The sequence below is a fragment of the Archangium sp. genome (genome assembly GCF_057119385.1).
In genome coordinates, this window is the sequence record NZ_DBNGVP010000092.1 from 35,712 (window position 1) to 61,532 (window position 25,821).

Annotated in this window: 20 protein-coding genes; 10 read left to right on the forward strand and 10 right to left on the reverse strand. The window is 69.3% G+C overall.

Annotated elements, in window-relative coordinates:
* Positions 1-48: 48 nt before the first annotated feature.
* From recN to AC16DP_RS21575, 3 genes are all read left to right on the forward strand, one after another.
* Positions 49-1,788: a DNA repair protein RecN gene (recN, locus tag AC16DP_RS21565; protein WP_329733958.1), complete on the forward strand. Its 1,740-nt coding sequence runs from the start codon at positions 49-51 to the stop codon at positions 1,786-1,788.
* A gap of 93 nt (positions 1,789-1,881) precedes the next feature.
* Positions 1,882-2,643: a Stp1/IreP family PP2C-type Ser/Thr phosphatase gene (locus tag AC16DP_RS21570; RefSeq protein WP_211276508.1), complete on the forward strand. Its 762-nt coding sequence runs from the start codon at positions 1,882-1,884 to the stop codon at positions 2,641-2,643.
* A 257-nt stretch (positions 2,644-2,900) separates the two neighbouring features.
* Complete coding sequence (locus AC16DP_RS21575; protein ID WP_329733911.1) at positions 2,901-3,818, forward strand: M23 family metallopeptidase; 918 nt, start codon at positions 2,901-2,903, stop codon at positions 3,816-3,818.
* A gap of 79 nt (positions 3,819-3,897) precedes the next feature.
* Here the strand turns inward: AC16DP_RS21575 and AC16DP_RS21580 are convergent, their stop codons facing one another.
* Together AC16DP_RS21580 and rlmM are read right to left on the reverse strand one after the other, a co-directional pair.
* Positions 3,898-4,587, reverse strand: coding sequence for a diguanylate cyclase domain-containing protein (locus tag AC16DP_RS21580; RefSeq protein WP_329733912.1), 690 nt, complete (start codon positions 4,585-4,587; stop codon positions 3,898-3,900).
* A gap of 27 nt (positions 4,588-4,614) precedes the next feature.
* Entirely contained in the window at positions 4,615-5,637 is a 1,023-nt protein-coding gene (gene rlmM, locus AC16DP_RS21585) for a 23S rRNA (cytidine(2498)-2'-O)-methyltransferase RlmM (RefSeq protein ID WP_414640804.1), read from the reverse strand.
* Positions 5,638-5,951: 314 nt separating this feature from the next.
* Between rlmM and secA the strand changes: the two genes are divergently transcribed.
* From secA to AC16DP_RS21615, 6 genes are all read left to right on the forward strand, one after another.
* The gene (gene secA, locus AC16DP_RS21590) at positions 5,952-8,795 is read left to right on the forward strand and encodes a preprotein translocase subunit SecA (RefSeq protein WP_329733914.1); all 2,844 of its coding nucleotides are present in this window, start codon (positions 5,952-5,954) and stop codon (positions 8,793-8,795) included.
* 254 nt (positions 8,796-9,049) lie between these two features.
* Positions 9,050-10,024: a 30S ribosomal protein S2 gene (gene rpsB / locus AC16DP_RS21595; RefSeq protein ID WP_329733915.1), complete on the forward strand. Its 975-nt coding sequence runs from the start codon at positions 9,050-9,052 to the stop codon at positions 10,022-10,024.
* A 139-nt stretch (positions 10,025-10,163) separates the two neighbouring features.
* Positions 10,164-10,817, forward strand: coding sequence for a translation elongation factor Ts (gene tsf / locus AC16DP_RS21600; RefSeq protein ID WP_329733916.1), 654 nt, complete (start codon positions 10,164-10,166; stop codon positions 10,815-10,817).
* Positions 10,818-10,980: 163 nt separating this feature from the next.
* A complete protein-coding gene (gene pyrH, locus AC16DP_RS21605; protein WP_329733917.1) occupies positions 10,981-11,733 on the forward strand; it encodes a UMP kinase in 753 nt (250 codons plus the stop codon).
* Between the two features lie 36 nt (positions 11,734-11,769).
* A complete protein-coding gene (gene frr / locus AC16DP_RS21610; RefSeq protein ID WP_329733918.1) occupies positions 11,770-12,324 on the forward strand; it encodes a ribosome recycling factor in 555 nt (184 codons plus the stop codon).
* Between the two features lies 1 nt (position 12,325).
* Positions 12,326-13,264, forward strand: a complete 939-nt coding sequence (locus AC16DP_RS21615; protein WP_329733919.1) for a diguanylate cyclase — start codon at positions 12,326-12,328, stop codon at positions 13,262-13,264.
* A 67-nt stretch (positions 13,265-13,331) separates the two neighbouring features.
* Here the strand turns inward: AC16DP_RS21615 and cyaY are convergent, their stop codons facing one another.
* Entirely contained in the window at positions 13,332-13,664 is a 333-nt protein-coding gene (gene cyaY, locus AC16DP_RS21620) for an iron donor protein CyaY (protein ID WP_329733920.1), read from the reverse strand.
* Positions 13,665-13,691: 27 nt separating this feature from the next.
* Entirely contained in the window at positions 13,692-14,201 is a 510-nt protein-coding gene (locus AC16DP_RS21625) for a SixA phosphatase family protein (protein WP_329733921.1), read from the reverse strand.
* A 222-nt stretch (positions 14,202-14,423) separates the two neighbouring features.
* On the opposite strand from AC16DP_RS21625, the gene AC16DP_RS21630 reads away from it, so the two are divergent.
* Complete coding sequence (locus AC16DP_RS21630) at positions 14,424-15,116, forward strand: hypothetical protein (RefSeq protein WP_329733922.1); 693 nt, start codon at positions 14,424-14,426, stop codon at positions 15,114-15,116.
* A gap of 118 nt (positions 15,117-15,234) precedes the next feature.
* On the opposite strand, the gene AC16DP_RS21635 is transcribed toward AC16DP_RS21630, so the two are convergent.
* The 6 genes from AC16DP_RS21635 to AC16DP_RS21660 all read right to left on the reverse strand — a co-directional run bounded on the left by AC16DP_RS21635 (position 15,235) and on the right by AC16DP_RS21660 (position 25,787).
* A complete protein-coding gene (locus tag AC16DP_RS21635) occupies positions 15,235-19,023 on the reverse strand; it encodes an FAD-dependent oxidoreductase (RefSeq protein ID WP_329733923.1) in 3,789 nt (1,262 codons plus the stop codon).
* A 215-nt stretch (positions 19,024-19,238) separates the two neighbouring features.
* On the reverse strand, positions 19,239-20,801 hold the full coding sequence (locus AC16DP_RS21640; protein ID WP_329733924.1) for a glycosyltransferase family 39 protein: 1,563 nt from the start codon (positions 20,799-20,801) through the stop codon (positions 19,239-19,241).
* Entirely contained in the window at positions 20,798-22,183 is a 1,386-nt protein-coding gene (locus AC16DP_RS21645; RefSeq protein ID WP_329733925.1) for a hypothetical protein, read from the reverse strand. The genes AC16DP_RS21640 and AC16DP_RS21645 overlap by 4 nt, the downstream gene beginning before the upstream one ends.
* A 1-nt stretch (position 22,184) precedes the next feature.
* Positions 22,185-22,982, reverse strand: coding sequence for a glycosyltransferase family 2 protein (locus AC16DP_RS21650; RefSeq protein ID WP_329733926.1), 798 nt, complete (start codon positions 22,980-22,982; stop codon positions 22,185-22,187).
* Positions 22,983-23,061: 79 nt separating this feature from the next.
* A complete protein-coding gene (locus AC16DP_RS21655) occupies positions 23,062-23,544 on the reverse strand; it encodes a hypothetical protein (protein ID WP_329733927.1) in 483 nt (160 codons plus the stop codon).
* Positions 23,541-25,787 (reverse strand): glycosyltransferase family 4 protein, encoded by a 2,247-nt coding sequence (locus AC16DP_RS21660; protein ID WP_329733928.1) that lies wholly within the window; start codon positions 25,785-25,787, stop codon positions 23,541-23,543. Before AC16DP_RS21660 ends, AC16DP_RS21655 begins: the two co-directional genes overlap by 4 nt.
* Positions 25,788-25,821 lie beyond the last annotated feature (34 nt).

A 25,821-nucleotide genomic window follows, 5' to 3' on the forward strand; every position in this document is an offset into this window, starting at 1 on the left:
CCACTGCTAGGTTGTTCAGGTACGGTCCGAATGGCGAAGGAGGGCACCGTGCTGCTGGGCTTGCGCATTTCGAATGTGGCGGTGATTGAGGAGGTGGAGGTGACGTTCGGGGCCGGCCTGACCGTGCTCACGGGCGAAACGGGCGCGGGCAAGTCCATCCTGGTGGACGCCCTCGGGCTGCTGCTGGGCGGGCGGGCGGATGCGGACGCCATTCGCGCGGGCTGCGACGAGGCCTCGGTGGAGGGCGTCTTCGAGCGCACCCCGGTGCTGGCCACCCGGATGGAGGAGCTGGGCGTGCCGGACCTCGGGGACGAGGTGCTGGTGCGCCGCGTGGTGGGCCGCAACGGCCGCGCCAAGGCCTACATCAATGGTTCGCTGGTGACGGTGGGCGTGCTGGCGCGCTTCATGCGCGGCACGGTGGACATCGCCGGCCAGCACGAGCACGTGAGCCTCTTCGACGCCGGGCTGCACCGGGTGCTGCTGGACCGCTACGGGCGGCTGGAGGAGCAGCTCGCCGCCTATGGCCGGGACTACGCGGCGGTGGCGGAGGTGGTGTCGCGCATGGAGGCGCTGGGCGGGGACGAGTCCCGGCTGCGCGAGCGTGCCGAGTTCCTGCGCTTCCAACTGGATGAGATCACCCGCCTGGACCCGGAGTCGGGCGAGGACGTGCGGCTGGATGCCGAGCGGCGCCGGCTGGCGGGCTCGGAGAAGCTCAAGCGGCAGGGCGCCGAGGCGGAGCAGCTGCTGTCCGGCGAGGAGTCGAGCGCGATGGAGACGGTGGGCCGCGCGCTGGGGCTGGTGACGGAGGCGGCGAAGTGCGACGCCACGCTGGCGCCGGTGGCGGAGTCGCTGGGCTCGGCCCTCGCGGAGCTGGAGGAGGCGCAGCGCCGGCTCGGCCGGTACGTGGAGGGGCTGGAGTCCGACCCGGCCCGGCTGAGCGAGGTGGAGGATCGCCTGGACGCGCTCAAGCGGCTGTGCCGCAAGCACGCCACCACGCTGGACGGGGTGCTGCAGAAGCGCGACGCGCTGGAGGCGGAGCTGTCCACGTTGGACAACCGGCAGGAGGTGCTGGAGCAGCTCGCCCGGGAGCGCAAGGCCGCGGAGGAGCGGGCGCGCCGCAGTGGCGAGGCCCTGTCTCGGGCGCGTGCGGCGTGCGCCGTGTCCTTCGGGACGCAGGTGCGCGAGGGCCTGGGGATGCTCGCGCTGGGCAAGGCCGCCTTCGAGGTGCGGGTGACGCCCGGCACCCAGCTCAAGTCCGAGGGCCTGGACGAGGTGGAGTTCTTCTTCAGCGCCAACCCGGGTGAGCCTGCCCGGCAGCTGGCCAAGGTGGCGTCCGGTGGTGAGGCCTCGCGCCTGCTGCTGGCCCTCAAGCGTGCACTGGCGGACAGTGACGGTTGCGGCTGCTACATCCTGGACGAGGCGGACTCGGGGGTGAGTGGCGCCATCGCGGACGTGGTGGGCCGGATGATTCGGGACGTGAGCGGGCACCGTCAGGTGCTGTGCATCACCCACCTGCCGCAGGTGGCGGCCTACGCGGACGCGCACCTGCTCATCCGCAAGGGGCTCAAGGGCGAGCGGACCGTCTCGGAGGTGGTGCCTCTGGAGGCGGGGGCCGCGCGCACCCAGGAGCTGGCGCGGATGATGTCCGGTGTCGAGGTGACGCGGGAGGCCTTGGGAGCGGCCGAGGCCCTGGTGCGCTCGGCCCATCGGGCATCCGGGCCCCCCCGGGCCCGGAGGGAGCCGGCCCCGGACGGCGGCCCCCGGACCCGGCTGCGCCGCAGTGCGTAGCCGGGTACGTGCAACGCCTCCTTGCTCCGATAGAGTCCCTCACATAGCATCCAGCCCGTGTCCAGAACCGCAGGGCAGACCGCGGCTCCCCGCATGAAGGTCGTCTCGGCCGGCCTCACGGATGTGGGGCGTAAGCGCAACCATAATGAAGACAGTTTCCTGATCGACGACGAGCTGCAGCTCTACGTCGTCGCGGATGGTATGGGCGGCCATGCCGGGGGCGGTACCGCCTCGCGCATCGCCGTCGAGACCATCGACAAGGAACTGCGACGGGCCCGTGAAGGTCGGGACAACCCGTTCGTCACCACCTCCAACCTGCAGGACGCGCTCCTGCCGGATGCCTTGCGTACGGCGGTGGAGAGGGCCTGTCTGGCCATCTTCACCACCGCGCAGGAGGATCCGCGCCTGTCGGGCATGGGGACCACGGTCATCTCGCTCGTCGTGCGCGACAACCAGGCGTTCTTCGCGCACGTCGGCGACAGCCGCGCCTACCTCGTCCGGGGTCCCCTCATCCAGCAGATCTCCGAGGACCACTCGCTGGTCAACGAGCAGATCAAGGCCGGGATGATCACCCCCGAGGAGGCCAAGCACTCCCGCTACAAGAACATCATCACGCGCTCGGTGGGCTTCGAAGAGGAAGTCCAGGTGGACGTGATGGGGGTGGTGGCGGAGCCAGGAGACGTCTTCCTGCTGTGCTCGGACGGTCTCGCCAACATGGTGGAGGACCGGGAACTGCACGAAGCGGTGCAGGCCTCCGCCAGCCTCGCCGACGTTCCCAAGCGGCTCATCGACCTGGCGAACGAGCGGGGCGGCGACGACAACATCACCGTCATCGTCGTTCAGGTTTCAGCCTGAAATCAGGGCGCTCCGAGAGGGCGCCTGGAATTGTTCCACGCGACTGGACGTGGAACGTCGGGTGTCGTGTGTCCTTACTTGACACCCTGAGAAGTCGGGTGGTAGCTGCCCAAACGATTCCTGTGTCCTGAGAGGCACGATGGATGACGGATGGGCGGGTGTCGGGGCGTGGGGGAGATGAAGCGCACTCGGGCATGACCTAGATTCGGGCCCCGGGTTCGCACGCCGAAGCGCTGAGGCGCACAAGGGAGCTGGCATTGGCGAAAAAGTCCTACACCCTGATCGTGGTCCCGGACCACGAATCACCGGTCAAGCGCTACCGCGTGCAGAAGTCGCTGTTCCTCCAGGTGGGAGGCGGCCTTCTGCTGCTGGCGGGGTTGGCCCTGGGGGCCACCCTTCACTACTTCCAGGTGGCTCGGGACGCGGCGGAGAATCGGATTCTTCGTGAGGAGAACCTGACGCTGCGCGGGCAGTTGAAGTCGGTTCGGGAGCGCATCGAGCACATCGGCTCCACGCTGGATCGGGTGGAGCGGTTCGACCAGAAGCTGCGGGCCATCACGCTGCTGTCGGATCCGCAGCGCAACCTGGCCATGGGCCCGGTGGAGCCGGAGCCGGGGGTGGGTTCTCCGGCGGCGGAGACGGCGTTCTCCGAGCTGTCGAACATGGAGTCGCCCAAGGCGCTGACGGGGAAGTTGGATCGGCTGAGCGCCGAGGCCACCCGGCAGGAGCAGAGCCTCCACGAGCTGCAGGCCTACTTCCAGGACCAGAAGTCGTTGCTGGCCTCCACGCCGTCGCTGTGGCCGACGCGCGGCTGGGTGACGAGCGACTTCGGTTCGCGGTTGGATCCGTACACGGCGGACCGGGTGATGCACGCGGGCATGGACATCGCGGCGCCGCACGGCAAGGACGTCTTCGCGCCGTCGGACGGCACGGTGGTGTTCGCGGGCCTGGAGGGCGGTTACGGCAACGTGATCGTCATCGACCACGGCTACGGCATCAAGACGCGCTACGGCCACCTGGCGAAGATCCTGGTGAAGGCGGGTGACCGGGTGAAGCGGGGCGGGCTGATCGCGGCGGTGGGCAACACGGGCCGCTCGACGGGCCCGCACCTGCACTACGAAGTGCGCGTGAACGGCATCCCGCAGAACCCGCGCAAGTTCATCCTCGAGGAGTAACGAGGCGCGTGAGTGAGCCCCCTCTCCCTCTGGGAGAGGGTGGGGTGAGGGTCATCGGGCCTTCACCCCTTTCGCATTTTCAGGACTCCGAGCGTCCGGGAACGAACCCGCCGAGCTGGAGCCGCCGCTGCTGCAGCCCCCCCGCGTTCCCCATGCGCTCCAGCGTATAGGCGCGCTCGAGCTCGCCCCACACGAGAGGCCCCAGCACCTGCCAGTGGGTGGGCTGCTCGATGGTGAGCTCCAGCAGGGCGAGCGTGAAGTCGGGAGCCTCGGCGCCCGCGGGCAGCGCGGCGCGAGCATCCGCGGAGAGCCGGGAGCGGGTGGGCTCGCGCAGGGCCTCCGTCACCGAGAGGCCCGAGGTGGGCACCAGCAGCACGGCGAAGTTGTCCCCGTGCAGCCGGATGAGCTTCGCGCCGGGGAACTGGGCGCGCAGGGACTCCACCACGGCCCGCAGCATCGCATCGCCGGCGGGGAAGCCGTGGCGCGCGTTGACGTGGATCATCCCCTTCACGTCGGCGATGAGCGCGCCCAGCGTCCAGCCCGCGTGGTGGGCGTGGGTGGAGAGGTCGAACTCCTCCTTGAGGAGCGTGCCCTGGGTGAGGGCGAGCGGATTGAGCGCGCCCGTGGCGTCCGGCACGCCGCGGCGGGCGTGCTCCTCGTCGAGCAGGCGCTGGAGCGCGACCTTCACGGGCTCGGGCGAGCGCTGCACGAGCCGGGGGTAGAGGGTCACCAGCGCGGTGGCCATGGCTTCGTCGATGGCGTAGGGCATGGCCGTTCTTTAACCGCGAGGGGAGGGCTAGGTCACCTTGTGCGCGGTGACGGTGACCTCGTCGCGGTCGTGGTAGAGCTGGCGCATCGTCAGCCCCTGCCAGCCGCCCTCCTGCGTGAGGATGTGCCGCACGCGCACGAGGAGGGGGTTCTTGTCCTTCATGGGCAGCTTGATGTTGGCCACCAGGTGCGAGGCCCAGCCGCGCCGGCCCCACTTGGCCAGCAGTTGCGCCACCTCGATGGGCCGCCAGGCCATGTCGCAGAAGAGCCAGTCGGCGGGCTCCTCGGGGGCGTAGGCGAAGGCGCTCTCCTGGATGTGCTCCACGCGGGGCTGCCGGGCCAACTCGGGCATGAGCTTCGCCGGGTCCACGGCAATCACCCGGGCTCCGCGGGCCACCAGCCGCTGCGTCCACCCGCCCGGCGCCGCGCCGAGGTCCACGCACACCTCACCCCGGCCCGGCTCGAAGGGGAGGTTGACGAGCGCCTCCTCCAGCTTCATCGCCGCGCGGGAGGGGGAGTCGGCCGAGCGCCGCATGCGCTGACGTCCACCCGGCGAGAGCGACAGGGCCTCGCGCGCGGGCACGGAGCCCACCAGCACCACCCCGGGGGCCACACACAGCTCGACGAGCGTGGCGCCGGCCTCGCGGGCCCGCCACGTCTCCTCCAGCAGCCGCTCCGGGGGCAGCCGGGCCCGCACCGCCTCGAGCAGGGCATCCGCCTCGTCCGCCATCCGGTTGCCGGCCGGGCTGTCCGGGGTGAAGGACTGGAGCACGAGCGAGCCGCCAGGCACCGCCTCGAGCACCCGGGCGGAGATTGTCTCGGCGAGCTGCTCGGGAGGTTGATCGGACGGCAGGGAGGTCTGCACGCGGATGCCCGTGCGGGCGAAGACGGGGGGCTCGGTGGGGCGCTTCTCGCTCTCCACGAGCACCTCGCCGAGCAGCCGGGGGGAGGCTCCCGCCCATGCCAGCTCCTCGAACAAGTGGGGCTCGAAACCGGCGCGGCAGGTCCACAGCCACCGCCCGGGTTGAGAAGGGAGGGTGACCGCTGGTATGGGCGGTGACTTCACCCGGGGTGGAACCGCGGGAAGTGGCACGGGCGCCGGCTTCGCCCCCCGAGCAGGGGGGGGGCCCTTTTGAGGGCGGGGAGCAGGGCGCCTTGCGGGACGATGGGTCTCTTTTCGACGGGAGGGCATTGCGTGGCCTCGGTTCCGCTTTACTCTGTCCTGCCGCTCGCGCGGCGGCCAATCAGGTGGAATGACGCGGGAGAAACGCATGGTTTCCTTCCTGCATCCCACCTACAATCCAGGGATTTCCCTTCACTCGCCGCGTCCCTTCGAGGATTCTCCGGCGAGAGAGTCAGAATCGCATGATCGAATGGACGCTGAAGAAGATCATCGGGACGAAGAATGAGCGCGAGCTCAAGAAAACGTACCCGAAGGTAGCCCGCATCAATGAGCTGGAGAGCAAGATGCGGGCGCTCAAGGATGAGGATTTCCCCGCCGCCACCGCACGGATGAAGCAGGAGGTGGCCAACGGCCGCCCGCTGGACGAGCTGCTGTACGACGCCTTCGCCATCACGCGCGAGGCCGCCCGCCGGGTGATCGGCCAGCGGCACTACGACGTGCAGATGATCGGTGGCATGTTCCTCCACCAGGGGTGCATCGCGGAGATGCGCACCGGTGAGGGCAAGACGCTCACCGCCACGCTGCCCTCGTACCTCAACGCCCTGTCCGGCCGCGGCGTGCACGTGGTGACGGTGAACGACTACCTCGCCCGGCGCGACGCCGAGTGGATGGGCCGTGTGCACCGCTTCCTGGGCATGACCACCGGCTGCATCCTCCACGAGCTGAACGACCGTCAGCGCCAGGAGTCCTACCGGGCGGACATCACCTACGGGCAGAACAACGAGTTCGGCTTCGACTACCTGCGCGACAACATGAAGTTCCGCCTGCAGGACTACGTCCAGCGCGAGCTGAACTTCGCCATCGTGGACGAGGTGGACTCCATCCTCATCGACGAGGCCCGCACCCCGCTCATCATCTCCGGCCCCACCGACGACACCACCGACAAGTACTACAACGTCGACAAGGTGATTCCGGGCCTGGTGCCGGACCAGGACTACATCCTGGACGAGAAGCACAAGTCGGTGTCCCTCACCGACTCGGGCATCGAGAAGATCCAGCAGCGGCTGAAGATCAACAACCTCTACGATCCGGGCGAGATCGAGACGCTCCACCACGTGGAGCAGGCCCTGCGCGCGCACACGCTCTACAAGCGTGACCGCGACTACGTGGTGCGCGACGGCGAGGTCATCATCGTCGACGAGTTCACCGGCCGCCTCATGGCGGGCCGCCGCTGGTCGGACGGTCTGCACCAGGCCGTCGAGGCCAAGGAAGGCGTGAACATCGAGAACGAGAACCAGACGCTGGCGACCATCTCGTTCCAGAACTACTTCCGTATGTACTCCAAGCTCTCGGGCATGACCGGCACCGCCGACACCGAGGCCGAGGAGTTCTCGAAGATCTACAACCTCGAGGTCCGGGTGGTACCCACCAACCGGGCGATGATCCGCAAGGATCAGGACGACGTCGTCTACAAGACCGAGCGCGAGAAGTTCGAGGCGGTGGCCAAGGACATCGTCGAGCTGCACAAGAAGGGGCAGCCGGTGCTGGTGGGTACGGTGTCCATCGCCAAGAGCGAGGTGGTGGCCAACTTCCTCAAGAAGCAGGGCATCCCCCACAACGTGCTCAACGCGAAGCAGCACGAGCGCGAGGCGGAGATCGTCGCGCAGGCGGGCCGCAAGGGCGCCGTCACCATCTCCACCAACATGGCCGGCCGCGGTACGGACATCCTCCTGGGCGGCAACCCCGAGGTGATGGCCAAGTCCGAGGTGGGCCCCGAGCCGCAGCCTCCCGCCGTGACGACGGGGCCGGACGGCCAGCCGACGGCGGAGATGACGGCCCACCAGCAGGCGCTCGCCGAGCACAAGCAGCGCTTCGAGACGGTGCTGGCCCGGTACAAGGAGCAGACGCAGAAGGAGCGCGAGGAAGTGGTGGCCGCCGGTGGCCTCTACATCATCGGCACCGAGCGCCACGAGTCGCGCCGCATCGACAACCAGCTGCGTGGCCGCGCCGGCCGCCAGGGTGACCCGGGTGGCAGCCGCTTCTACCTGTCGCTCGAGGACGACCTGATGCGCATCTTCGGGTCCGAGCGCATCTCGGGCCTGATGGAGCGCCTGGGCATGGAGGAGGGCGAGGTCATCGAGCACGTGTGGCTCAGCCGCGCCATCGAGAGCGCCCAGCGGCGCGTCGAAGGACACAACTTCGACATCCGCAAGAACCTGCTCGAGTACGACGACGTGATGAACCAGCAGCGGCGCACCATCTACAAGCTGCGCCGCAAGGTGCTGGCCGCCGGTGCCGGCATCCCGCTGGTCGAGTACGACGAGGACAAGAAGACCCGCGCGAAGATCCGCACCGAGCAGACCGTCTCCTGGGAGGACTACCGGGAGATGCTGCTGGACGCCGTCGAGGACGTCATCGTCTCGCTGACGGACACCTACTGCCCGTCGCGGAACCCGGCGTCGTGGGACCTGGAGGCGCTCGCCCGCGGGGTGAAGGAGTCGCTCAACCTGGAGCTGTCCTTCGCCAAGGCGAGCTCGCGCGAGGAGCTGCAGGAGGACATCTACAAGGCGGCGGAGAAGGTCATCCAGACGCGCGAGCAGGAGTTCGGCGAGGAGTTCCTGCGCTTCCTCCAGGTGCGCTACCTGGTCACCATCGACACGCTGTGGAAGGACCACCTGCTGGCGATGGACCACCTGCGCCAGGGCATCGGCCTGCGCGGCTACGGCCAGAAGGACCCGAAGCAGGAGTACAAGAAGGAGGGCTACAACGGCTTCATGCAGATGCTGGGCGCCATCAGCACCCAGTTCGCCATGCAGATGATGCGGGTGCAGGCCAAGGGTGCCTCCGACGCGGCCCAGGAAGAGGCCCGGCTGGCCCGGCAGATGGCCCAGCGCCAGCGTCAGATGCACGAGGGCCGTGCGGACGCCGAGGGCAAGCTGGCCGAGTCCTCCGCCGCCCGTCCGGCCGCCGCCACCCGCCAGGGCGCTCCGGCCGGAGGCCCGAAGCTGGGCCGCAATGATCCGTGCCACTGCGGCAGCGGCAAGAAGTACAAGAAGTGCCACGGGGCGTCCGAGGCCAGCGTCTAGTCGCCCCCCGGCGGCGGGCCGGGCCCCAGCTCCCCTGGGTGCCCGGCTCCCGTCCACCCGTTCCCACCCCGCGTCGCGAAGCTTGCACCGGCGGCATGGGTTTTGTTAGAGAAGCCCGCCCGCCGCCAGCCCCTGGTTGGTGGTGGGCTCGTCGTTTCAGTCAACCCACTACGCACACGTTCTTGCCGGTCCTCGGTGCTCCTGTTCGGGAGCAAACGGCCGGAATCCTTACGGAACGTGGAGGAAGAACCGAGATGGAAACGCAAGACAACACGACTCAGCAGCAGGCCATGGCCGCCGCCAGCGGCATCACGATGCGGCAGCTCCTGGAGGCCGGTGTTCACTTCGGCCACCAGACGAAGCGCTGGAACCCGAAGATGAAGCCCTACATCTTTGGCGCCCGCAACGGCATCTACATCATCGACCTCCAGAAGACGGTCAACATGGCCCGCGCGGCCTTCCGCTTCGTGGCCGACATCACCGGCCGCGGCGGCTCGGTGCTCTTCGTGGGCACCAAGAAGCAGGCGCAGGACGTCATCCAGGAGGAGGCGCGCCGCGCCGGTCAGTTCTTCGTCACCAGCCGCTGGCTCGGTGGCACGCTGACCAACTTCAAGACGATCAAGCAGGGCATCGACCGCCTGAAGACGCTCGAGAAGATGGCCGAGGACGGCACCTTCGAGCGCCTCCCGAAGAAGGAGGTCGCCTCCCTCGAGCGTGAGCGCGAGAAGCTGGAGAAGAACCTGGGCGGCGTGAAGGAGATGGCCAAGCTGCCCAAGTGCATCTTCGTGATCGACCCGAAGAAGGAGCACATCGCGGTGCACGAGGCCAACCGCCTCGGCATCCCGGTCATCGGCGTGGTGGACACCAACTGCGACCCGGACGGCATCGACTTCGTCATCCCGGGCAACGACGACGCCATCCGCTCCATCAAGCTCTTCACCTCGAAGATCGCCGAGTCGTGCATCGAGGGCGGGGCCCGTTACCGCGCCAGCGGGGCGGCCGACCGTGACGAGGACGAGCAGCAGGAGCGTGGCGAGCGCCGCGACCGCGACGACCGTGGCGACCGCCGCGGGCCGCGCCGCAATGACCGCGGTGGTGACCGCCGCGGGGGTGGTGACCGGGGTGGCGAGCGCCGGGGTCCCCTCGTGGAGATGAAGGGTGCCGCTCCCGCCGCTGCGGGCGAGGCCTCCGAGGGTGGCGAGGGCGGCGGGGAGACCACCGCCGAGTAGTGCCGCCGCGCTCCCCTGAGGAGCGCCTGGAGTCCAGCCGGGCGGCGCTTGGTCGCTGCCCGGCTTTTCCTTTTCAACCCCAGCAGTACCTTCAAACTCAATTCCCCCCCAAGCATGGGGTGGGTCCCTGGAGACGAACATGGCCGAGGTCAGCGCCACGATGGTGAAGGAGCTCCGCGAGAAGACTGGCGCGGGCATGATGGATTGCAAGAAGGCCCTCGCCGAGACCGGCGGTGATTTCACCAAGGCCGAGGAGTGGCTGCGCAAGAAGGGCATCTCCCGCGCCGCGGGCAAGGCCAGCCGCGTGGCCGCCGAGGGCATGATCGGCACCTACATCCATGGGGGCCGCATCGGCGTCATCGTGGAGGTCAACTGCGAGACGGACTTCGTGGCCCGCAACACGGACTTCCAGGACCTGGTGAAGGACGTGGCCATGCAGATCGCCGCGGCCAACCCCAAGTTCGTCAGCCGCGAGGAGGTCCCCACCGAGCAGCTGGACAAGGAGAAGGAGATCCAGCGCGAGCTGCTCAAGCAGGCGGGCAAGCCCGAGGCCATGTGGGACAAGATCCTCGTGGGCAAGGTGGAGAAGTACTACGAGGGCGTGTGCCTCGTGGACCAGGTCTGGGTGAAGGACGACAAGAAGAAGGTCGGTGAGATGATCACCGAGCGCGCGGCGAAGATCGGCGAGAAGGTCGCCGTGCGCCGCTTCGTCCGCTACGAGGTGGGGGAGGGCATCGAGAAGAAGAAGGATGACCTGGCCGCCGAGGTGGCCAAGACGCTGGGCCAGGCCTAGCCGTCCGCCCTCCGCCGTCCCGAGGGCCGCGCGTTCCGGTATTCCCCGGGGCGTCGCGGCCCTTGCCGTTCGAGGGGCCGGGTGCCAGGGGAGGAGCCGGTGGCGGACGGCCGAGGCACTCGGGCGTTGATCGCCGCCGGGGCGAGGGATAGAAGCGGGACCAATGTCCGCTCCAGCCACGGCCCGTCGTTACAAGCGCATCCTCCTCAAGCTGTCGGGTGAAGCCCTGATGGGTGAGGGGAAGTACGGAATCCATCCTCCCACGCTGTCGCGCATCGCCTCGGAGCTCAAAGAGGTGGCGGAGGCGGGCGTGGAAATGGCCGTGGTCATCGGCGGAGGCAACATCTTCCGCGGCGTTGCGGGCTCCACCGAGGGCATGGATCGCGCGAGCGCCGACTACATGGGCATGCTCGCCACCTGCATCAACTCCATGGCCATGCAGGACGCGCTGGAGAAGCAGGGCTGCCACACCCGGGTGCTCTCGGCCATCAAGATGGAGCAGATCGCCGAGCCCTACATCCGCCGGCGCGCGGTGCGCCACCTGGAGAAGGGCCGCATCGTCATCTTCGCGGCGGGCACCGGCAACCCGTACTTCACCACGGACACCGCCGCCTCCTTGCGCGCCATGGAGATCAACGCCGAGGTCATCCTCAAGGCGACCAAGGTGGATGGCATCTACAACGCGGATCCGAAGACGGACCCCGCGGCGCGGCGCTACCGGACGCTGACGTACATGGACGTCCTCAAGCAGAACCTGAACGTGATGGACTCCACGGCCATCTCGCTCTGCATGGACAACAAGCTGCCGATCATCGTGTTCGACCTGACCCAGCGCGGTAACATCCACAAGGCCATCCTGGGCGACGCGGGCGAGATCGGAACCGTGGTGGGCGTGGGCGAGACGGCCTGGGCCTGAGAGAAGCACGGACGCGCTTCATAAGGAGACCTGCACATGGCAGACGTCGTGACCGAACTGAAGGGCCGTATCGACAAGACGCTCGATGATCTCCGCCGCGACCTGACGAAGGTGCGCACGGGCCGGGCCAGTCCCAACCTGCTGGACGGCATCCGGGTGGACTACTACGGCACGCCCACCCCGCTGAGCGGCGTGGCCAACATCACCTCGCCCGAGCCCCGGCTCATCATCATCAAGCCGTGGGAGAAGAGCGTCCTCAAGGAGATTGAAAAGGCCATCCGCGAGGCCAACCTCGGCATCAACCCGATGAACGACGGCGAGGTCATCCGCCTGCCCTTCCCGCCCCTCACCGAGGAGCGGCGCAAGGAGATCGCCAAGCAGGTGAAGACCAAGGGCGAGGAGCACAAGGTCGCCATCCGCAACATCCGCCGCGACGCCAACGAGGCCCTCAAGGCGCAGCTCAAGGACAAGAAGATCACCGAGGACGACTCCAAGCGCCTGACGGACAAGGTGCAGAAGGAGACGGACGACGGCGTGAAGAAGGTGGACGAGATCATCTCCAAGAAGGAGAAGGAAGTGATGGAGGTCTGAGATGGCCTTCATTCTCGTCGCGGAGCCATCCGCCTCGGTGGCCGGGGCGCTGCGCAAGTTCCTGGAGAACGCCGGCCATGAGGTGACGGTGGCGTCCGAGGTCCGGGATGCGCTGGAGCGGGTGCGGGAGCTGGCGCCCGCGCTGGTGCTGGCTTCCGTCACGGAGAGCTTCGACGGCGAGACGCTCTGCCGGCAGGTGAAGGAGGAGGCGCCGACCATTCCGGTGCTCCTGCTGTACCTGCCGGAAGAGGAGCAGCCGGAGGCGCGTGCGTCCGCCGCGGGGGCGGAGGCGTGCCTGGTGGGCCCGTTGAAGCGGGCCACCGTGGTGTCCTGCGTGAGCCTGATGATGCAGCTGGCGCAGGCCCGGGAGACGGTGTCGGTGGTGCGCACGGAGATGCAGCTGATGCAGCATCAGGGGCCCCGCCGTGAGCCGAGCACCTCCGGAGCGGACCTGGAGTTCCTCAAGCGGCTGCTCTTCATGGAGGTGAAGCGCAGCCGTCGGTACCGCTACCCCATCTCCTACCTGTTGCTGGAGCCGGACCGGTACGCGGAGCGGATCGCCACGCTGCCGGCGGCCCAGCGCACGTCCGCGCTGGCGGAGGTGCTGCGGCGGCTCTCCGAGGCGCTGCGGGACATCGACGTGGCGGTGCCGTTCGCCGAGGGCCGCTTCATCGTCTTCCTGCCGTATACGCCGCACGAGGGAGCGATCGTCGTGGCGGAGCGGCTGCGGCAGCGGGTGAAGGAAGTGGAGTCGGTGCAGGGGCTGACGGCGTCCATGGGCCTGGCGGTGTTCGAGCCGTCGGCGCAGAAGGGCCAGGCGCAGGTGAGCTTCGGCAGCCTCATGAAGGAGGCGGGAGACGCGCTGCGGCGGGCTCAGGCCGCGGGCGGAGACCGTGTCGAAGGCGGCCGTCTGCCTCCCGTGGAGCCCTTCCTCGAGTAGGTGGCGACTCTCCCCCCTCCCTCTCCGCTCTGGGAGAGGGCCGGGGTGAGGGTCTACGGCCCGCCACTCAGCCCGGGTACACCAGCTCCTGCCCGGAGATGTCCCGCACCACGTCGGCGACGAAGCGGAACAGCTCGAGTCCCTTGCCCTTGTCGTCCAGCCAGGAGCCACTGGCGGCGTCATAGGAGAAGTGGATGCCCTGCGAGCGGCCCGCGACCCAGATCTGCCGCACGGCGCGCTGGGTGTTGACGATGCACTTCTCGCGCGAGGGCGTGTTGAGAGTGACCATGTCACCCGTGCTCTCGGCCTCGAGGTCATCCGGATCGAGCGCATCCGCGGCGGCCATGATGCGCTTGAACGCCGCGGCGACGAGCTGGTTGTAGCTCGCTTCGTCCATCATCGGTGAAGCCTCCAGGACACGGAGCGGCTACTGGACGACGTCGAGCACCGGCTGGCCCGGGGCGGCGAAGAACAGCAGCTTCGCCGGGGCGGGCGCGGCACCGGGCTCGGTGGAGTCCGGACGCTCGATGGCGATGATGGTGCCCGGGTTCACCTGCTTGGGGAAGGACTGCATGCCCAGCAGGTGGGTGGCCAGCGCTCCCATGGACGGCTGGTGGCCCACGAGCACGATGTTCTCACCCGTGTGCTCGTCGATGACGGGGGCCACCGCACCCACCGGCATGTCCGGCAGCAGGCACCGGTGGGCCCGCAGGGGGCCCTCGTGCTTGAGCAGGGTGGAGAGCAACTGCGCCGTCTGCACGGTGCGCACCAGCGGGCTGGTGAGAATGAGCGAGACCGGACCGATGCGCTCCGCCAGCGACGCGAAATGCGCGACCGTGCTGGCTCGGGCCTTGGCAGTGAGCGCGCGCGCCTCGTCACCGAGTCCCTCGGGGGCCTCCGCGTCCGCCTCGCCGTGCCTTACCAGGAAGATCCTCAAGGTGCCTCCACCGCTCTGAACGGACCGCGGTTCGTACACGACCGCGCCCGGGTTGGTCAAAGGTAATACGGCGATTGTTGACGGGTGACGGCCCTCCCGCCGGGGGGTAGGCAGCCCGGGGCCGTTCCGCCCGGAGCGGATGCAATCCCGTCCGTGGCCGACTGTGCGCGGACGTATACTCCGCCCCTCGTGTGACCGGGGAGGACCCCTGGAGGAGTGTGGATGCGCAAGCTGCTGTGGGTGCTGTTCGCCGCGGGAATGCTGTCCGGCTGCAAGAAGGAAGAGGCCCCCGCGCCTGCCCGGCAGGCGGCCGGGACGGCCGCAGAGGGCACGCAGGAGGCTCCTCCCGAGGCTCCCGAGGCCTTCGATGACGGCAAGCCCTATGCCCTCACCCAGGCGAAGCTGGACGCCTACGTCGGCTACCAGCGCCAGGTGCTGGATGCCTACGCCGCCATGGCCCGGGAGCTCCAGGCCGCCAAGGTCCGGCTCACCTCCGGCACGCTGGACGCCCAGGGCAGGCCCGTGGGCATGACCGAGTCCATGAAGGCCATCGAGAGCAAGGCCGAGTCCGAGGCCAAGGCCCGCCGCGAGGCCGGCCTCTCCGAGGAGGACGTCAACCGCATCGGCTCCCTCGTCACCGACGTCATCACCCAGCGCCACATGGCCGCCATGCTGGACCTCGCCGGCGAGCTCAAGAAGCTCGAGGAGATGCAGGCCCGCCTCAAGCCCGAGCAGCAGAAGGAGCTGGCCCCCCAGATCGAGGTCATGCGCCAGCGCGTCGAGGAGACCGAGAAGCTCGTGTCCGTCCGGAAGATCCACGGGGATGCGAATGTGGACCTCGTGCTCACCCGCGAGCAGGACCTGATGCGCAACTACCAGGACATGCTCAAGTCCTTCGGCGGGAAGGCGCAGTAGGCGCCGGTGACGGGCTCAACCCGGGGCCCGGATACCCTCACCCCGTCCCTCTCCCGGAGGGAGAGGGGTTCTTGAGGCAGTGGGGTGAGGGGAGGGCGGGGGACCGGGATGCGGTGGGTCAGACGCGGCGCAGATTCGGCGCCTTCTTGAGCAGGTGCTCCAGGTACAGGTCCGCCACCTTCTCCAACACCGTGTTGCCCCGCAGGCGCTGGTTCAGGTTCACGAAGTCCACCTGGTCCAGCCGCTGATCCTGGTTGAAGCAGGAGAACACCCACGTCTCCTTGCCCGTCCGCGGATCCACGTGCCGCTGCAGGCACTGCGCGCAGATCTCCTTCATCATGCACTGCATCGGCGAGTTGATGGAGCCGATCGCCTCGTGCTCGGGGTTCAGGTACGGCTGCAACACCCCGTGCCGCGCCTCCTGCACCGCCCTCATCATCCGGTCCGAGCCGATCGCGATGATCCGCTGCACGTCCTTGAAGGACGCCACCGGCTCCACGCCCAGCTCCCCCTTGGCGTAGGCCAGCATCGCCTGCACCACGTTGCCCCGGAACGACGTGTCCTGCGGCCGCCGCGCCTCGATGAGCTCCCCAGCATCCACCGACCACACCACCTGGTCCGTGGCCGCCTCGATCTCCTCGCGCTTGAAGACGTCCGCGCGCTGCCGGAAGCCCGCGAAGTAGGCCACCTTGCACCCGGCCGCCTTCAGCGAGCGCGCGATGGAGAACAACACCGCGTTGCCCAGGCCTCCGCCCACCAACAGCACCGTCTCGTCGTGGCCGATCTCCGTCGGCGCACCCGTCGGACCCATCACCACCACCGGCTCGCCCGGCTTCAGCGCCGCGCACAGCCGGGACGACGAGCCCATCTCCAACACGATGGTGCCCATCAGCCCCTTCTCCTTGTCCACCCACGCCCCCGTCAGCGCCAGGCCCTCCATCGTCAGGCGCACCCCGTCCACCACCGGCGCGCTCCGCTCGAAGTTCTGCAGCCGGTAGAACTGGCCCGGCTCGAAGTGCTTCGCCGCGAACGGCGCCTTCACCACCACCTCCACGATGGTCGGCGTCAGCCGGTTCACCGTCACCACCGTCGCCAGCAACGCCTCGTCCTGCTTCGCGAAGTGCTCCGCCAGCTTCTCGTCCCGACGCGCCTGCGCCAGCTCGTCGCCGAAGTCCATGGCCGCCACTTCCTTCGCGTACAGACGCGCCACCTCGGGGTAGCCGTCCTTCGCGCTCGCCATGGCCTTCACCACGTTGCCCGCGTAGGTGGGGTGGTTGTCGCCGAAGTACGAGATGAGGTGCCCGTCCTTCCGGTACGAGGTGAAGAAGCCCACCTTCGCCGCGATGTCCTCCACCGGCTCCACCGGCGCCAGCCCGAAGCCGTCCGCCTGCTCCGCCAGCTCGTAGCTCTTGAAGTACTCGCCGTTCTCGTCCAGCTCGAACGTGCCCGGGTACTCCTTCTCGTACGTCACGTTGGGCGCCGTGCCCGCCGCCACGCACACCGTGCGCGCCGGCAGCTCGAAGAACTCGCCGCTGCCCCGCAGCTTGCCGTCCTTCGTCACCATGCGCTCGAAGCGGGTGCCCTTCACCGCTCCCTTCTCGTCCGGCAGCGCCTCCACCGGGCTCATGCGCTCGATGAAGCGGATGCCTTCCTCCAGCGCCTTCGCCACTTCCTCGTGGTTGAGCCGGTAGGCCGGCGACTCCGTCAGGCCACGGCGGTACACCAGGCTCACGCCGCCCCAGCCGCGCACCAGCCGGATGAAGTCCGGCGCCCGGCCCTCGCCCTGCGCCGCCTGGCGCTCGGCCCGCACCGCACGGCCGTGCTCCAGGAAGGTCTGGTACGTCACCTTCTCCTCGGCATCCAGCCGCGCGAGCACCGCCTCCTCGCCCAGCTCCGCCACCAGCTTCTCGTGGCGCTCCAGCGTCTTCTCCACCTGCACCGGGTAGTAGGCCATCAGCTCCGTGGCCGTATCGATACCCGTCAGGCCGCCACCGATGACGATGGCCGGCAGCTGCACCTGGAGGTTCGCCAGCGAGTCGCGCTTGAAGGCGCCCGTGAGCTGCAGCGACATGAGGAAGTCGCTCGCCTTGCGGATGCCCCGGATGAGGTTGTTCTTCATCCCGATGATGGTCGGCTTGCCCGCGCCCGCCGCGATGGCGATGTGGTCGAAGCCCATCTGCCACGCGTCCTCGATCGTCAGCGTGCCACCGAAGCGGATGCCGCCGTAGATGCGCAGGTTCTGCCGCCGCTCCAGCGTCAGGTGCATCAGCGTGAGGAAGTTCTTGTCCCAGCGCACGGTGATTCCGTACTCGGACACGCCGCCGAAGCCCTCGAGGATCCGCTCGTCCAGCTCGCGCGTGAGCGCCTTCCAGTCACGGATGGGCCTCATCGCCTTGCCGTTGCGGCCCACCAGGTCGTCCTCGAAGGGCTCGATCTTCAGGCCGTCGATGCCCGTGACGCCGAAGCCCTCGTTGAGCAGGTAGTGCGAGAGCGTGTAGCCCGCCGGCCCCAGGCCCACCACCAGCACGTTGCGGCCCACGTACGGCAGCGCGTACGGACGGCGCACGTTCAGCGGGTTCCAGCGCGTCAGCAGGCCGTAGATTTCAAAGCCCCAGGGCAGGTTCAGCACGTCCGTCAGGGCGGCCGTCTCCACCATGGGGATGTTCACCGGCTCCTGCTTCTGGAAGATGCAGGCCTTCATGCAGTCGTTGCAGATGCGGTGGCCGGTGCCGGGGCACATCGGGTTGTCCACCATCACCACCGCCAACGACGCCAGCGAGTTGCCCTCGCGCTTGAGCGCGTGCGCCTCGGAGATGCGCTCGTCCAGCGGGCAGCCGGTGAGCGGAATCCCCAGCGGGTTCTTCTTGAAGGTGTGGCCCTCGGCCACCGCGTCCTTCGCCTTGAAGCCCGTCGAGCACGAGTCCTTCTCGCGCTCGTGGCAGATGACGCAGTAGTCCACCTCGCCCATCACCTCGCGCGGCGTGCCCCGCGGATCCGTCAGCTTGAAGCCGTCCCGGTAGCGCAGGTGGTGGTCCGAGCCCTGCGTCATTTCCGGCAGCTTCTCGTCCGGACGCTCCAGCTGCACCAGCTGATCGAACACCAGCGGCTTGGGCACCCGGTGCGTGGGCCACTTGTGGAACAGCTCCTTCATCTCCGGGTGCAGCGCGCGGGCGTACGTCCAGCGGTCCGCCAGCGCCAGCAGGTTGCGCACCGACTGCAGCTCCGCCGCGTCGTCCCCGTGCGTCACCAGGCTGGAGCCAAACGCCTCCTTGCCCTCGGGCCCGGACAGCAGCGCGGCGCGGATGCCCGTCCACTTCGCCCGCAGCGCCTCGCCCTGCTCGGGCGTCAGCGGCGGCAGGTTGCCGGACGTGTTGGAGAACAGCCGCTCCAGGTCCATCAGCGTGAGGATGGACTCGGCCAGCGCGCGCTCCACGTCGTCACTGGCGAGCGCCTCGGGGAAGGCGAGCGACAGCATCAGCCGCATCCGCGCGTCCAGCGAGGGGTACTCGGACAGCGACGGACGGTCCGCCGCGCCCTTCTTGAAGACGCGGCGGGTGATGAACTCGCGCTTGAAGTCGAAGAGCGGCAGCTCGCTCTTGAGGTGGCGCGCCAGCCGATCCGTCTCCGTCTCCAGGCCGAACAGCCGGGTGAGGAAGGCCGACACGTGGCGCGACACGCGGATGAGCAGGTCGGACTCGGCCGGGCCGGTGAGGCCCTCGCCTCCGGACTTGCGGTAGGCCTCGAAGGCCTTGAAGAGCTCGGGCTCGTCGGCGGCGAGCTGCTCGTCGAAGCGCTCGGCCAGGCGCCGCAGGCCGCGGGGGCGGTACAGATCCTCGAAGCTGAAGCCGGGGAGGCCGAGGGTCAGCGTGGAGCCGTCGTTGGAAGGAAGAGCGGTCAAGGGGCGCATGTCACTAAGAGTGTTAGAAGGCAACCAGGGCAAAACGGCTGCCAGGCGGGCCCTATTTCGCGGCCCGCCGACTGGAAAGCAAGCAGACTCGATCAGATGGGCTACTGGGGCCCCTCCACCTGGCTGCGCTCCTGCTTCAACGCGCAGAACGTGCGAGCCACATCCACATCGCGTCGGCCTGTCGGAGCGCCTGCCCCGGCCCCGGGGGCGGGTTCTCAATTGTTGATGATGAGAGCGGTGTAGGGGCCCACGTCCACCCGCTCGTAGGGGCGCCCCTCGCGGCGGAAGCGCTGCTCCCACGGCTCGGGCACCTTGAAGCTCGTCAACGGGATGGCCGGGAAGAAGATCAGCGCCTTGCGGCGCGCCGTGGCGAACCGCCGCTGGTACGGGCCATAGCGCTCCGAGCCGAAGGACGGCGGCATCACGAGCTGCTCCCTCCAGAGGAAGGTGAGCCGGTAGGCGGCCCAGTAGTCGCCCGTCGCCGCCTCCACGCCCCGCTGCTGGAGCTCCTTCAGCAGGGCCTGCTCGTCCTCTCCGCTGCCGTAGCGCGTGACGTGGGGGACGGGGCCGTCGACCCAGCTGCCATAGCCTCGCCAGCCCGCCACCCCGAAGTGCGCCACCACCAGCCCCACCAGGGCCACGCCCACCGCCGTCCTCCCGCCGCGCACGAGCCTGTCGAGCACCGGCGCCGCCATCAGCGGGAATCCGAGCAGCACGGGGACCAGGTAGCGCGCGCTCATCACATCCACGGCCCGGCCGGTGAAGAGGAATCCGATGAGGGACACCCCCATCCAGCCCGCGCCACACCACGCCAGCCGGCGGGCCGTCCTGTCCGCCACGGGCAGCAGGGCGATGAGTCCCCCCGCGAGCGCCAGCAGGAGGAACGTGCCCAGCCCCAGCACCACCAGCACGAACCAGAATCCCTCGGGCCGCACCTCCGGCCGATGGAAGCCGTCCAGCGCAGCGAACAGCTTCGCCCCCGTGACGTAGGGCAGGCACTGCTCCCAGAAGAGCGGCCAGACGCGCTTCATCTGATCGAAGGAGAGCTCACTGAGCTCGGGCGGCTTCATGTGGGCGCGGAAGCGGGGGATGCTGCCCAGCAGGAAGCCCGCCACCACGGCGCCCAGCGCGAGCCCCCTCGGCTTGCGGGCCGCGCCCCAGGTCCACCAGAGCAGGTACAGCACCAGCCCCGGGAGGAACTGCATGGCGAACAGGTCCGAGTAGTAGCCCAGCCCCACCACCGCGCCCGCCAGAAGGGCGAGCAGCAGGTGCCACGGGGGGCGGAACTCTCCCGCGGCCCGCTCGGCGAGGTAGAGCCCCAGGAACACCAGGGCGAAGGACCAGATCCGGAAGGCGCTGTAGGTGAGGTAGTTGAGTGGCTCGGGACACACCGCGACGCAGCCCGCGGCGAGCACCGCCAGGGAGAGCGGCAGCACCCGCCGCAGCACCCCGAACAGGGACAGCACCAGCACCACGTGCCCGAGCACCGAGGACAGCAGCAGGGCCAGCGAGGGGCGCACGGGCAGCAGCGTGTCGACGAGCAACGCCGCCAGGGACGCGGTGATGCCCTGGTAGTCCGTGCCCCACAGCAGCAGGTCGCGTTCCCCGCGTGCCCAGTGCCAGGCCTGCAGGCCGACGACGGTGATGTCGGAGTCGGCCGCGTCGGAGTTGAGGAACGCCGGCAGCCGGAACAGCAGCGTGCCCAGCGCCAGCAGCACGCCTGTCACGAGCACCCGGAGCCTGCGCGGCCCTGTCTCGTCCAGGGTGCCCGGGTTCACGGCGAGGCCCTCTGTTCCTGAACGGGCGGCGTCCAGGCCGCGATGGCCGAGCACAGCGTGGCGATGATGAAGTAGTAGTAGTTGCAGAACGCCTGCTTGCTGAACGCGAAGAAGACCGTGAAGGTCATGGCCATCGCGGCGGCGAAGCCGGCGGGGGTCCGGGGCGCGCGCCAGAGCGACAGCCCGAGCGCGGGCAGCACCACCGCGAAGCCGAGCCACGAGGGCGGCCGCTGGCCCGTCCGGGCGGCCCACCAGGACAGGTAGCTGAGCGCGTCCATGCGGAAGGGCTGGCGCATCTGGAAGCCCATCAGGTCATTGAAGAGGGCCACCGGATCCAACACGGCGAAGGGCAGCGTCACCACCGCCGCGACCCCCGCGGCCTTCAGCAGCGTCCGGAGCGTCTCCCGCCACGGCTGCGGGCCCGGGTACAGCAGCACCACGAGCGGGGCGGCGAGCAACATGTAGTGCTTGACGGCGAAGAGCAGGCCCAGCGCCACCGGCAGCAGACGGGGAGCCCGGCACGCGCTCCAGACGGTGGCGGCCACGAGCGTCGCCACGTACGCGTCCGTCCACCCCTGCTCGAGCACGAAGAACGTCCGCGGCGTGAACAGGAAGACCACGGCGGCGACCTGGGCCCACTGTCCCGGGCGGCAGGTGCCCATCAGCAGTGCGGCCAGCCCCATCGCCACCAGGTTGGTGTAGCGATAGTCCCCGGTCAGCAGGTGCCCCACCCACGCCAGCATCAGACTGAAGGGCGGGTAGGGGAAGCCCACCTGGAGCCGCCCGTTCACCACCAGCCCGGGCCCGTAGAACTCCTCGTGCCCGTAGATGTTCGGCATGGTGATGGCGAACGGGTTGATGCCCTTGGCGAGTGCCTGGAACGCCTCGACGTGGAACGTGTAGACGTCGATGAACGGGTTGGGCGAGTAGTGGATGATCCACGAGCCCAGCGCCACGTGGACGCCCACCAGCACGGGCAGCCGCAGCCTTCCCAACCAGGGCTTCCCGCTCAGCCCCGCACCGGCCAGCACCGCCGCCACCGCGATGCCCGTCAGGAACGAGGTGAAGCCATTGCGGCCCGGCCGCAGGTACACGCCCGGCGAGCTGGTGGCCAGGAAGATGAACTGCCCGATGAGCCCGATGCCCAGCAGCAGGATCGTCGCCCGCTCGGTGTACTGGACGATCCTCGCGTGCCGGGGCTCCGGCAGCACCACGGCCAGCAGCGAGGCCACCAGCGCCACCGTGAGCAGGACCATCGAGTCCGGGTGGCGGGCGCCGTTGCCGAACTGGACCGCGTAGCCCAACGTCACGGCCGCCACGGACAGCAGCGGCGCGAGGTGGGAACGCTCGCCCCCGGAGGCCTCGTGGGTGCCGGGGGTCACGTCAACTCGCCTCCCGCTCGTCCTTGGCGGGCTCGGGGTCCATCTGCAGCTTGCGCCCGCTCTCGTCGAGGAACCGGGGGTGGATGAGCCCCAGCTTCATCGCCCGGTACTGGGCCGCCGCCTCCAGCACGCCGAAGCCGTAGCGCACGCTCTTCATGAAGCCGATGGAGGAGGACTGCTCCTCGTAGCGCGTGGGGCAGCTCACCTCGCCGATGCGGAAGCCGAACCGGATGGCCTGCACCAGCATCTGGTTGTCGAACACGAAGCCGTCGTCGTTCTCCTCGAGCGGCAGGGTGAGCAGCACCTCGCGCGAGAAGGCCCGGTAGCCCGTGTGGTACTCACTCAGCTTCTGATCGACGAGGATGTTCTCCACGGCCGTCAGGAAGCGGTTGGCCACGAACTTGTAGAGCGGCATGCCGCCCGTGAGCGCCGTGTTGCCGAGGATGCGCGAGCCCAGCGCGACGTCATAGATGCCGCTGCTGATGACCGAGGCCATCGCGGGGATGAGCCGGGGGGTGTACTGATAGTCCGGGTGGACCATCACCACGATGTCGGCGCCGCGCCGGAGGGCCTCGGTGTAGCAGGTCTTCTGGTTGCCGCCGTAGCCCCGGTTCTTCGGGTGCACGATGGTGTGGATTCCCAGCGAGCGCGCGACCTCGGCCGTCCGGTCGCTGGAGCTGTCGTCGACGAGAATCACATCGTCCACGATGTCCTTGGGAATCTCCTCGTAGGTCTTCTTGACGGTGTGCTCGGCGTTGTAGCCGGGCATCACCACGCAGATCTTCTTGTCGTTGAGCATGGGTGCATCCCCCCCGGTACGGACGGAGGTCCTCGGGGACGGCCCTCTCTAGCATGCTTCCAGGGGGTGGGAAGGGGGGCTACTTCTCGTCCTGCGTCCGGGTCTGTTTCGCCGTGCGCCGGGGGCGCGCCGGAGCCTCGGTGGGAGGCGGCGTTGGTGCCTGGGTGCCCGCCTGGGCGGCACGCAGGGCCTCCACCTCGGCCCGCAGGCGGATCACCTCGGCGGAGAGCTGGGCGTACGAGTCGCGCACATGGCCGTTGAAGACGCGCTGGCGCGAGAGCGCCTCGTTGATGAACACCTGGCACGTCTTGCGAAAGGCCCACTTGGCCACCAGCACCAGCTGGCCCGCGCCACCCCGGTGGGTGTGCAGCGGCAGGGCGCGCGTGGCGTCCGCGTGCTCCTCCAGCGCCTGGAGGTAGAAGGAGAGCGGATCCACCCGCGGCTCCACGCCCTCCTCGGGCACGTCCGCCGGCTCGGAGGTGGGCAGGCCCCTCGTGCGCAGGCGCTCCTCGATGCGCGCGAGCAGCTCGCGCGCGGGGATGTCCCGTCCCATCAGCTTCATCGGCTCTTCTCCCTGAGGATGCGTTCCATCTCTTCCCGGTAGGCGTCCACCACCCGGGGCCACGTGTACTTCGCGGCGTACGTCTTCGCCCGCCGGCTCAGCACGGCGCGCTGCTCGCCCACCTCGCGCAGGCCCGAGATGAACGACTCCAGGTCCGTGTACGTCCGGCCCGCCCGGCTGCGCTCCACCTGGCCCACCAGCACCTCCGAGTGCCCGTTGACCAGCACCGGCGTGCCCGAGGCGAAGGCCTCCAGCGTGAGCAGCGAGAGGCTCTCGTAGCGCGAGGGCACCGCCACCGCCACCGCCCCGGCCAGCGCGTCGTACTTGTCCTGCTCGCCGATGCGGCCCACGTGGCGCACGCCCTCGCCGCGCAGGTCCATGTGCGCCTCGCCCGCGAGCACCAGGTCCGGTGCGTCGTGGAAGCGCGCCCGCAGCTCCCGGTGGTGCGCGAGCAGCTCGGGGATGCCCTTGCCGGCCTCCAGCCGCCCCACGTACATCAGGTACGGGTTGCGCACGCCGTACTGCTCGCGGAAGCGCCGTGGGTCCACCTTCGCCGGCACGTCCACCCCCACGCCCACCACCCGCGCGGGCGCATGGTCCGGGTAGTACCGGCCGATGAGCTCCACCTCCTCGGGCGTGTTGCACAGCAGGGCCCGCGGGCGCTCGAAGACGTCCGCGTACACGCCGAAGCGGATGGGCGGCTCGTCGTGCGCCGTGGGGACGATCAGCGCCCGGTCCGCCACCATCGGCAGGCCCCACACCGTGGGCGCGTACAGGTAGGTGAAGAAGACGAAGCCGTCGTAGTCCGCCCCGTGCGTGTCCAGGTGCTCCAGCAGGCCGGGCACCACCGGGCCCTGCTCGGCCACCCAGTGCTCCTCGCGCAGCCGCTCGTTGGGCTTGTCGAAGACCTGTTTGGACAGCGCGTTGAAGGGACGGATGTTCCGCACCCGCGTCACCGGGAAGCGCAGCACCTTCACGCCCTCCACGTGCGCGTCCTGCTCCTCGCCCGGCGGGAAGACGTTCTCCCACGTGAGGTGGTTCTTCGCGCACGTGGTGAGCACCGTCAGCTCCCAGTGCGGCGCGAGCTGCTCCACCACCTGTTGCGCGTGGCGCTCGGCTCCGCCCGTCACCTCGCCGTAGCGCTGCACCACCACGCCCACCCGGGGCTTCTTCCTCGCGGACGGGGCTCGGCGCCTGGGGCGCCTGTCCTCTCCGAGGGCCTTCGCGAGGGCCTTCTGGGTCTCCTCGGCGGAGAAGTGCTTCAGCCGCCGGGCCTGGCCCGCGAGCAGGCGCTCACGCAGGGACGCGTCCTCGCACATGTCCACCACCAGCTCGGCGAGGAAGGCGAAGCGCTTCTGGTCGAAGGCGATGCCCGCGCCTCCGAGCGTCTCCGGCACGGCCGCCGCCGCGTAGGCCAGCACCGGCACCTCGGCGGCCATGGCCTCGATGAGCGGGACGCCGAAGCCCTCGTGCTCGCTCATGGAGACGAAGACGTCCGCCGTGCGGTACGCGGCCACCAGCTCCGCGTGGTTGAGCCTCCCGAGGAAGTGCACCCCGGTCAGCTCGCGAGCCCTGTGCTGGAGCGACTTGAAGTAGCGGCTGCCCGGCTCATAGCCCCCCACCACCAGCAGGCGCGCCTCGGGCCGCAGCCGGAGCAGCTCCGCGTGCAGCGCCAGCAGATCCTCGAAGCGCTTGTGCGGCGCCACCCGGCTCACCGAGAGCACCACCGGGCCCGGCCCGGACAGGCGTTGCCGCAGCGCCTTGTCCGCGTTGGACTCGGAGAAACGCTGGGGCTCGACGAAGAGCGGGACGGTGTGGACGTTGTGGTAGCCGGCCTCGCGCAGCTCGGCGCGGTTGTAGTCCGACACGCCGATGGCCACGTCCACGAAGGGGGCCATGGCGGCCAGCTGCGCCCGCCCCGTGAGGAGCGCCTCGGCCAGCGGGGTGCCCGTGTAGTAGCGCGCGGGGCTGATGTTGTGGAAGACGACGCCCCGGCGGCAGGGCAGGTGCATCAGCCGGCTGCTCAGCGGTGAGGCGATGCCGTGGTGGTAAAGGACCAGGTCGTCCGGGCCCGGACGCAGCGCCGAGACGGGGTGCGCCAGGGACTCGAGGCCCGCGCCGACCTCGCCCGCGTAGAGCTCGCCGGAGTGGCCCAGCCGGCGCAGCAACAGCTGCAGGTGCAGCGCCGCCTGTCCGGAGGCGTCGCCCGCCACGAAGCTCGGAATCAGCTGATGGACCGCCATAGGGGCACCCTGCCTATCACAGCACCGTGCTATG

Coding starts and splice junctions, on each gene's coding strand:
- AC16DP_RS21570 (WP_211276508.1), top strand. CDS start 1,882: ATGAAGGTCGTCTCGGCCGGCCTCACGGATGTGGGGCGTAAGCGCAAC.
- AC16DP_RS21580 (WP_329733912.1), bottom strand. CDS start 4,587: ATGCCCTACGCCATCGACGAAGCCATGGCCACCGCGCTGGTGACCCTC.
- secA (WP_329733914.1), top strand. CDS start 5,952: ATGATCGAATGGACGCTGAAGAAGATCATCGGGACGAAGAATGAGCGC.
- rpsB (WP_329733915.1), top strand. CDS start 9,050: ATGGAAACGCAAGACAACACGACTCAGCAGCAGGCCATGGCCGCCGCC.
- tsf (WP_329733916.1), top strand. CDS start 10,164: ATGGCCGAGGTCAGCGCCACGATGGTGAAGGAGCTCCGCGAGAAGACT.
- pyrH (WP_329733917.1), top strand. CDS start 10,981: ATGTCCGCTCCAGCCACGGCCCGTCGTTACAAGCGCATCCTCCTCAAG.
- frr (WP_329733918.1), top strand. CDS start 11,770: ATGGCAGACGTCGTGACCGAACTGAAGGGCCGTATCGACAAGACGCTC.
- AC16DP_RS21615 (WP_329733919.1), top strand. CDS start 12,326: ATGGCCTTCATTCTCGTCGCGGAGCCATCCGCCTCGGTGGCCGGGGCG.
- cyaY (WP_329733920.1), bottom strand. CDS start 13,664: ATGATGGACGAAGCGAGCTACAACCAGCTCGTCGCCGCGGCGTTCAAG.
- AC16DP_RS21630 (WP_329733922.1), top strand. CDS start 14,424: ATGCGCAAGCTGCTGTGGGTGCTGTTCGCCGCGGGAATGCTGTCCGGC.
- AC16DP_RS21635 (WP_329733923.1), bottom strand. CDS start 19,023: ATGCGCCCCTTGACCGCTCTTCCTTCCAACGACGGCTCCACGCTGACC.
- AC16DP_RS21650 (WP_329733926.1), bottom strand. CDS start 22,982: ATGCTCAACGACAAGAAGATCTGCGTGGTGATGCCCGGCTACAACGCC.
- AC16DP_RS21655 (WP_329733927.1), bottom strand. CDS start 23,544: ATGAAGCTGATGGGACGGGACATCCCCGCGCGCGAGCTGCTCGCGCGC.
- AC16DP_RS21660 (WP_329733928.1), bottom strand. CDS start 25,787: ATGGCGGTCCATCAGCTGATTCCGAGCTTCGTGGCGGGCGACGCCTCC.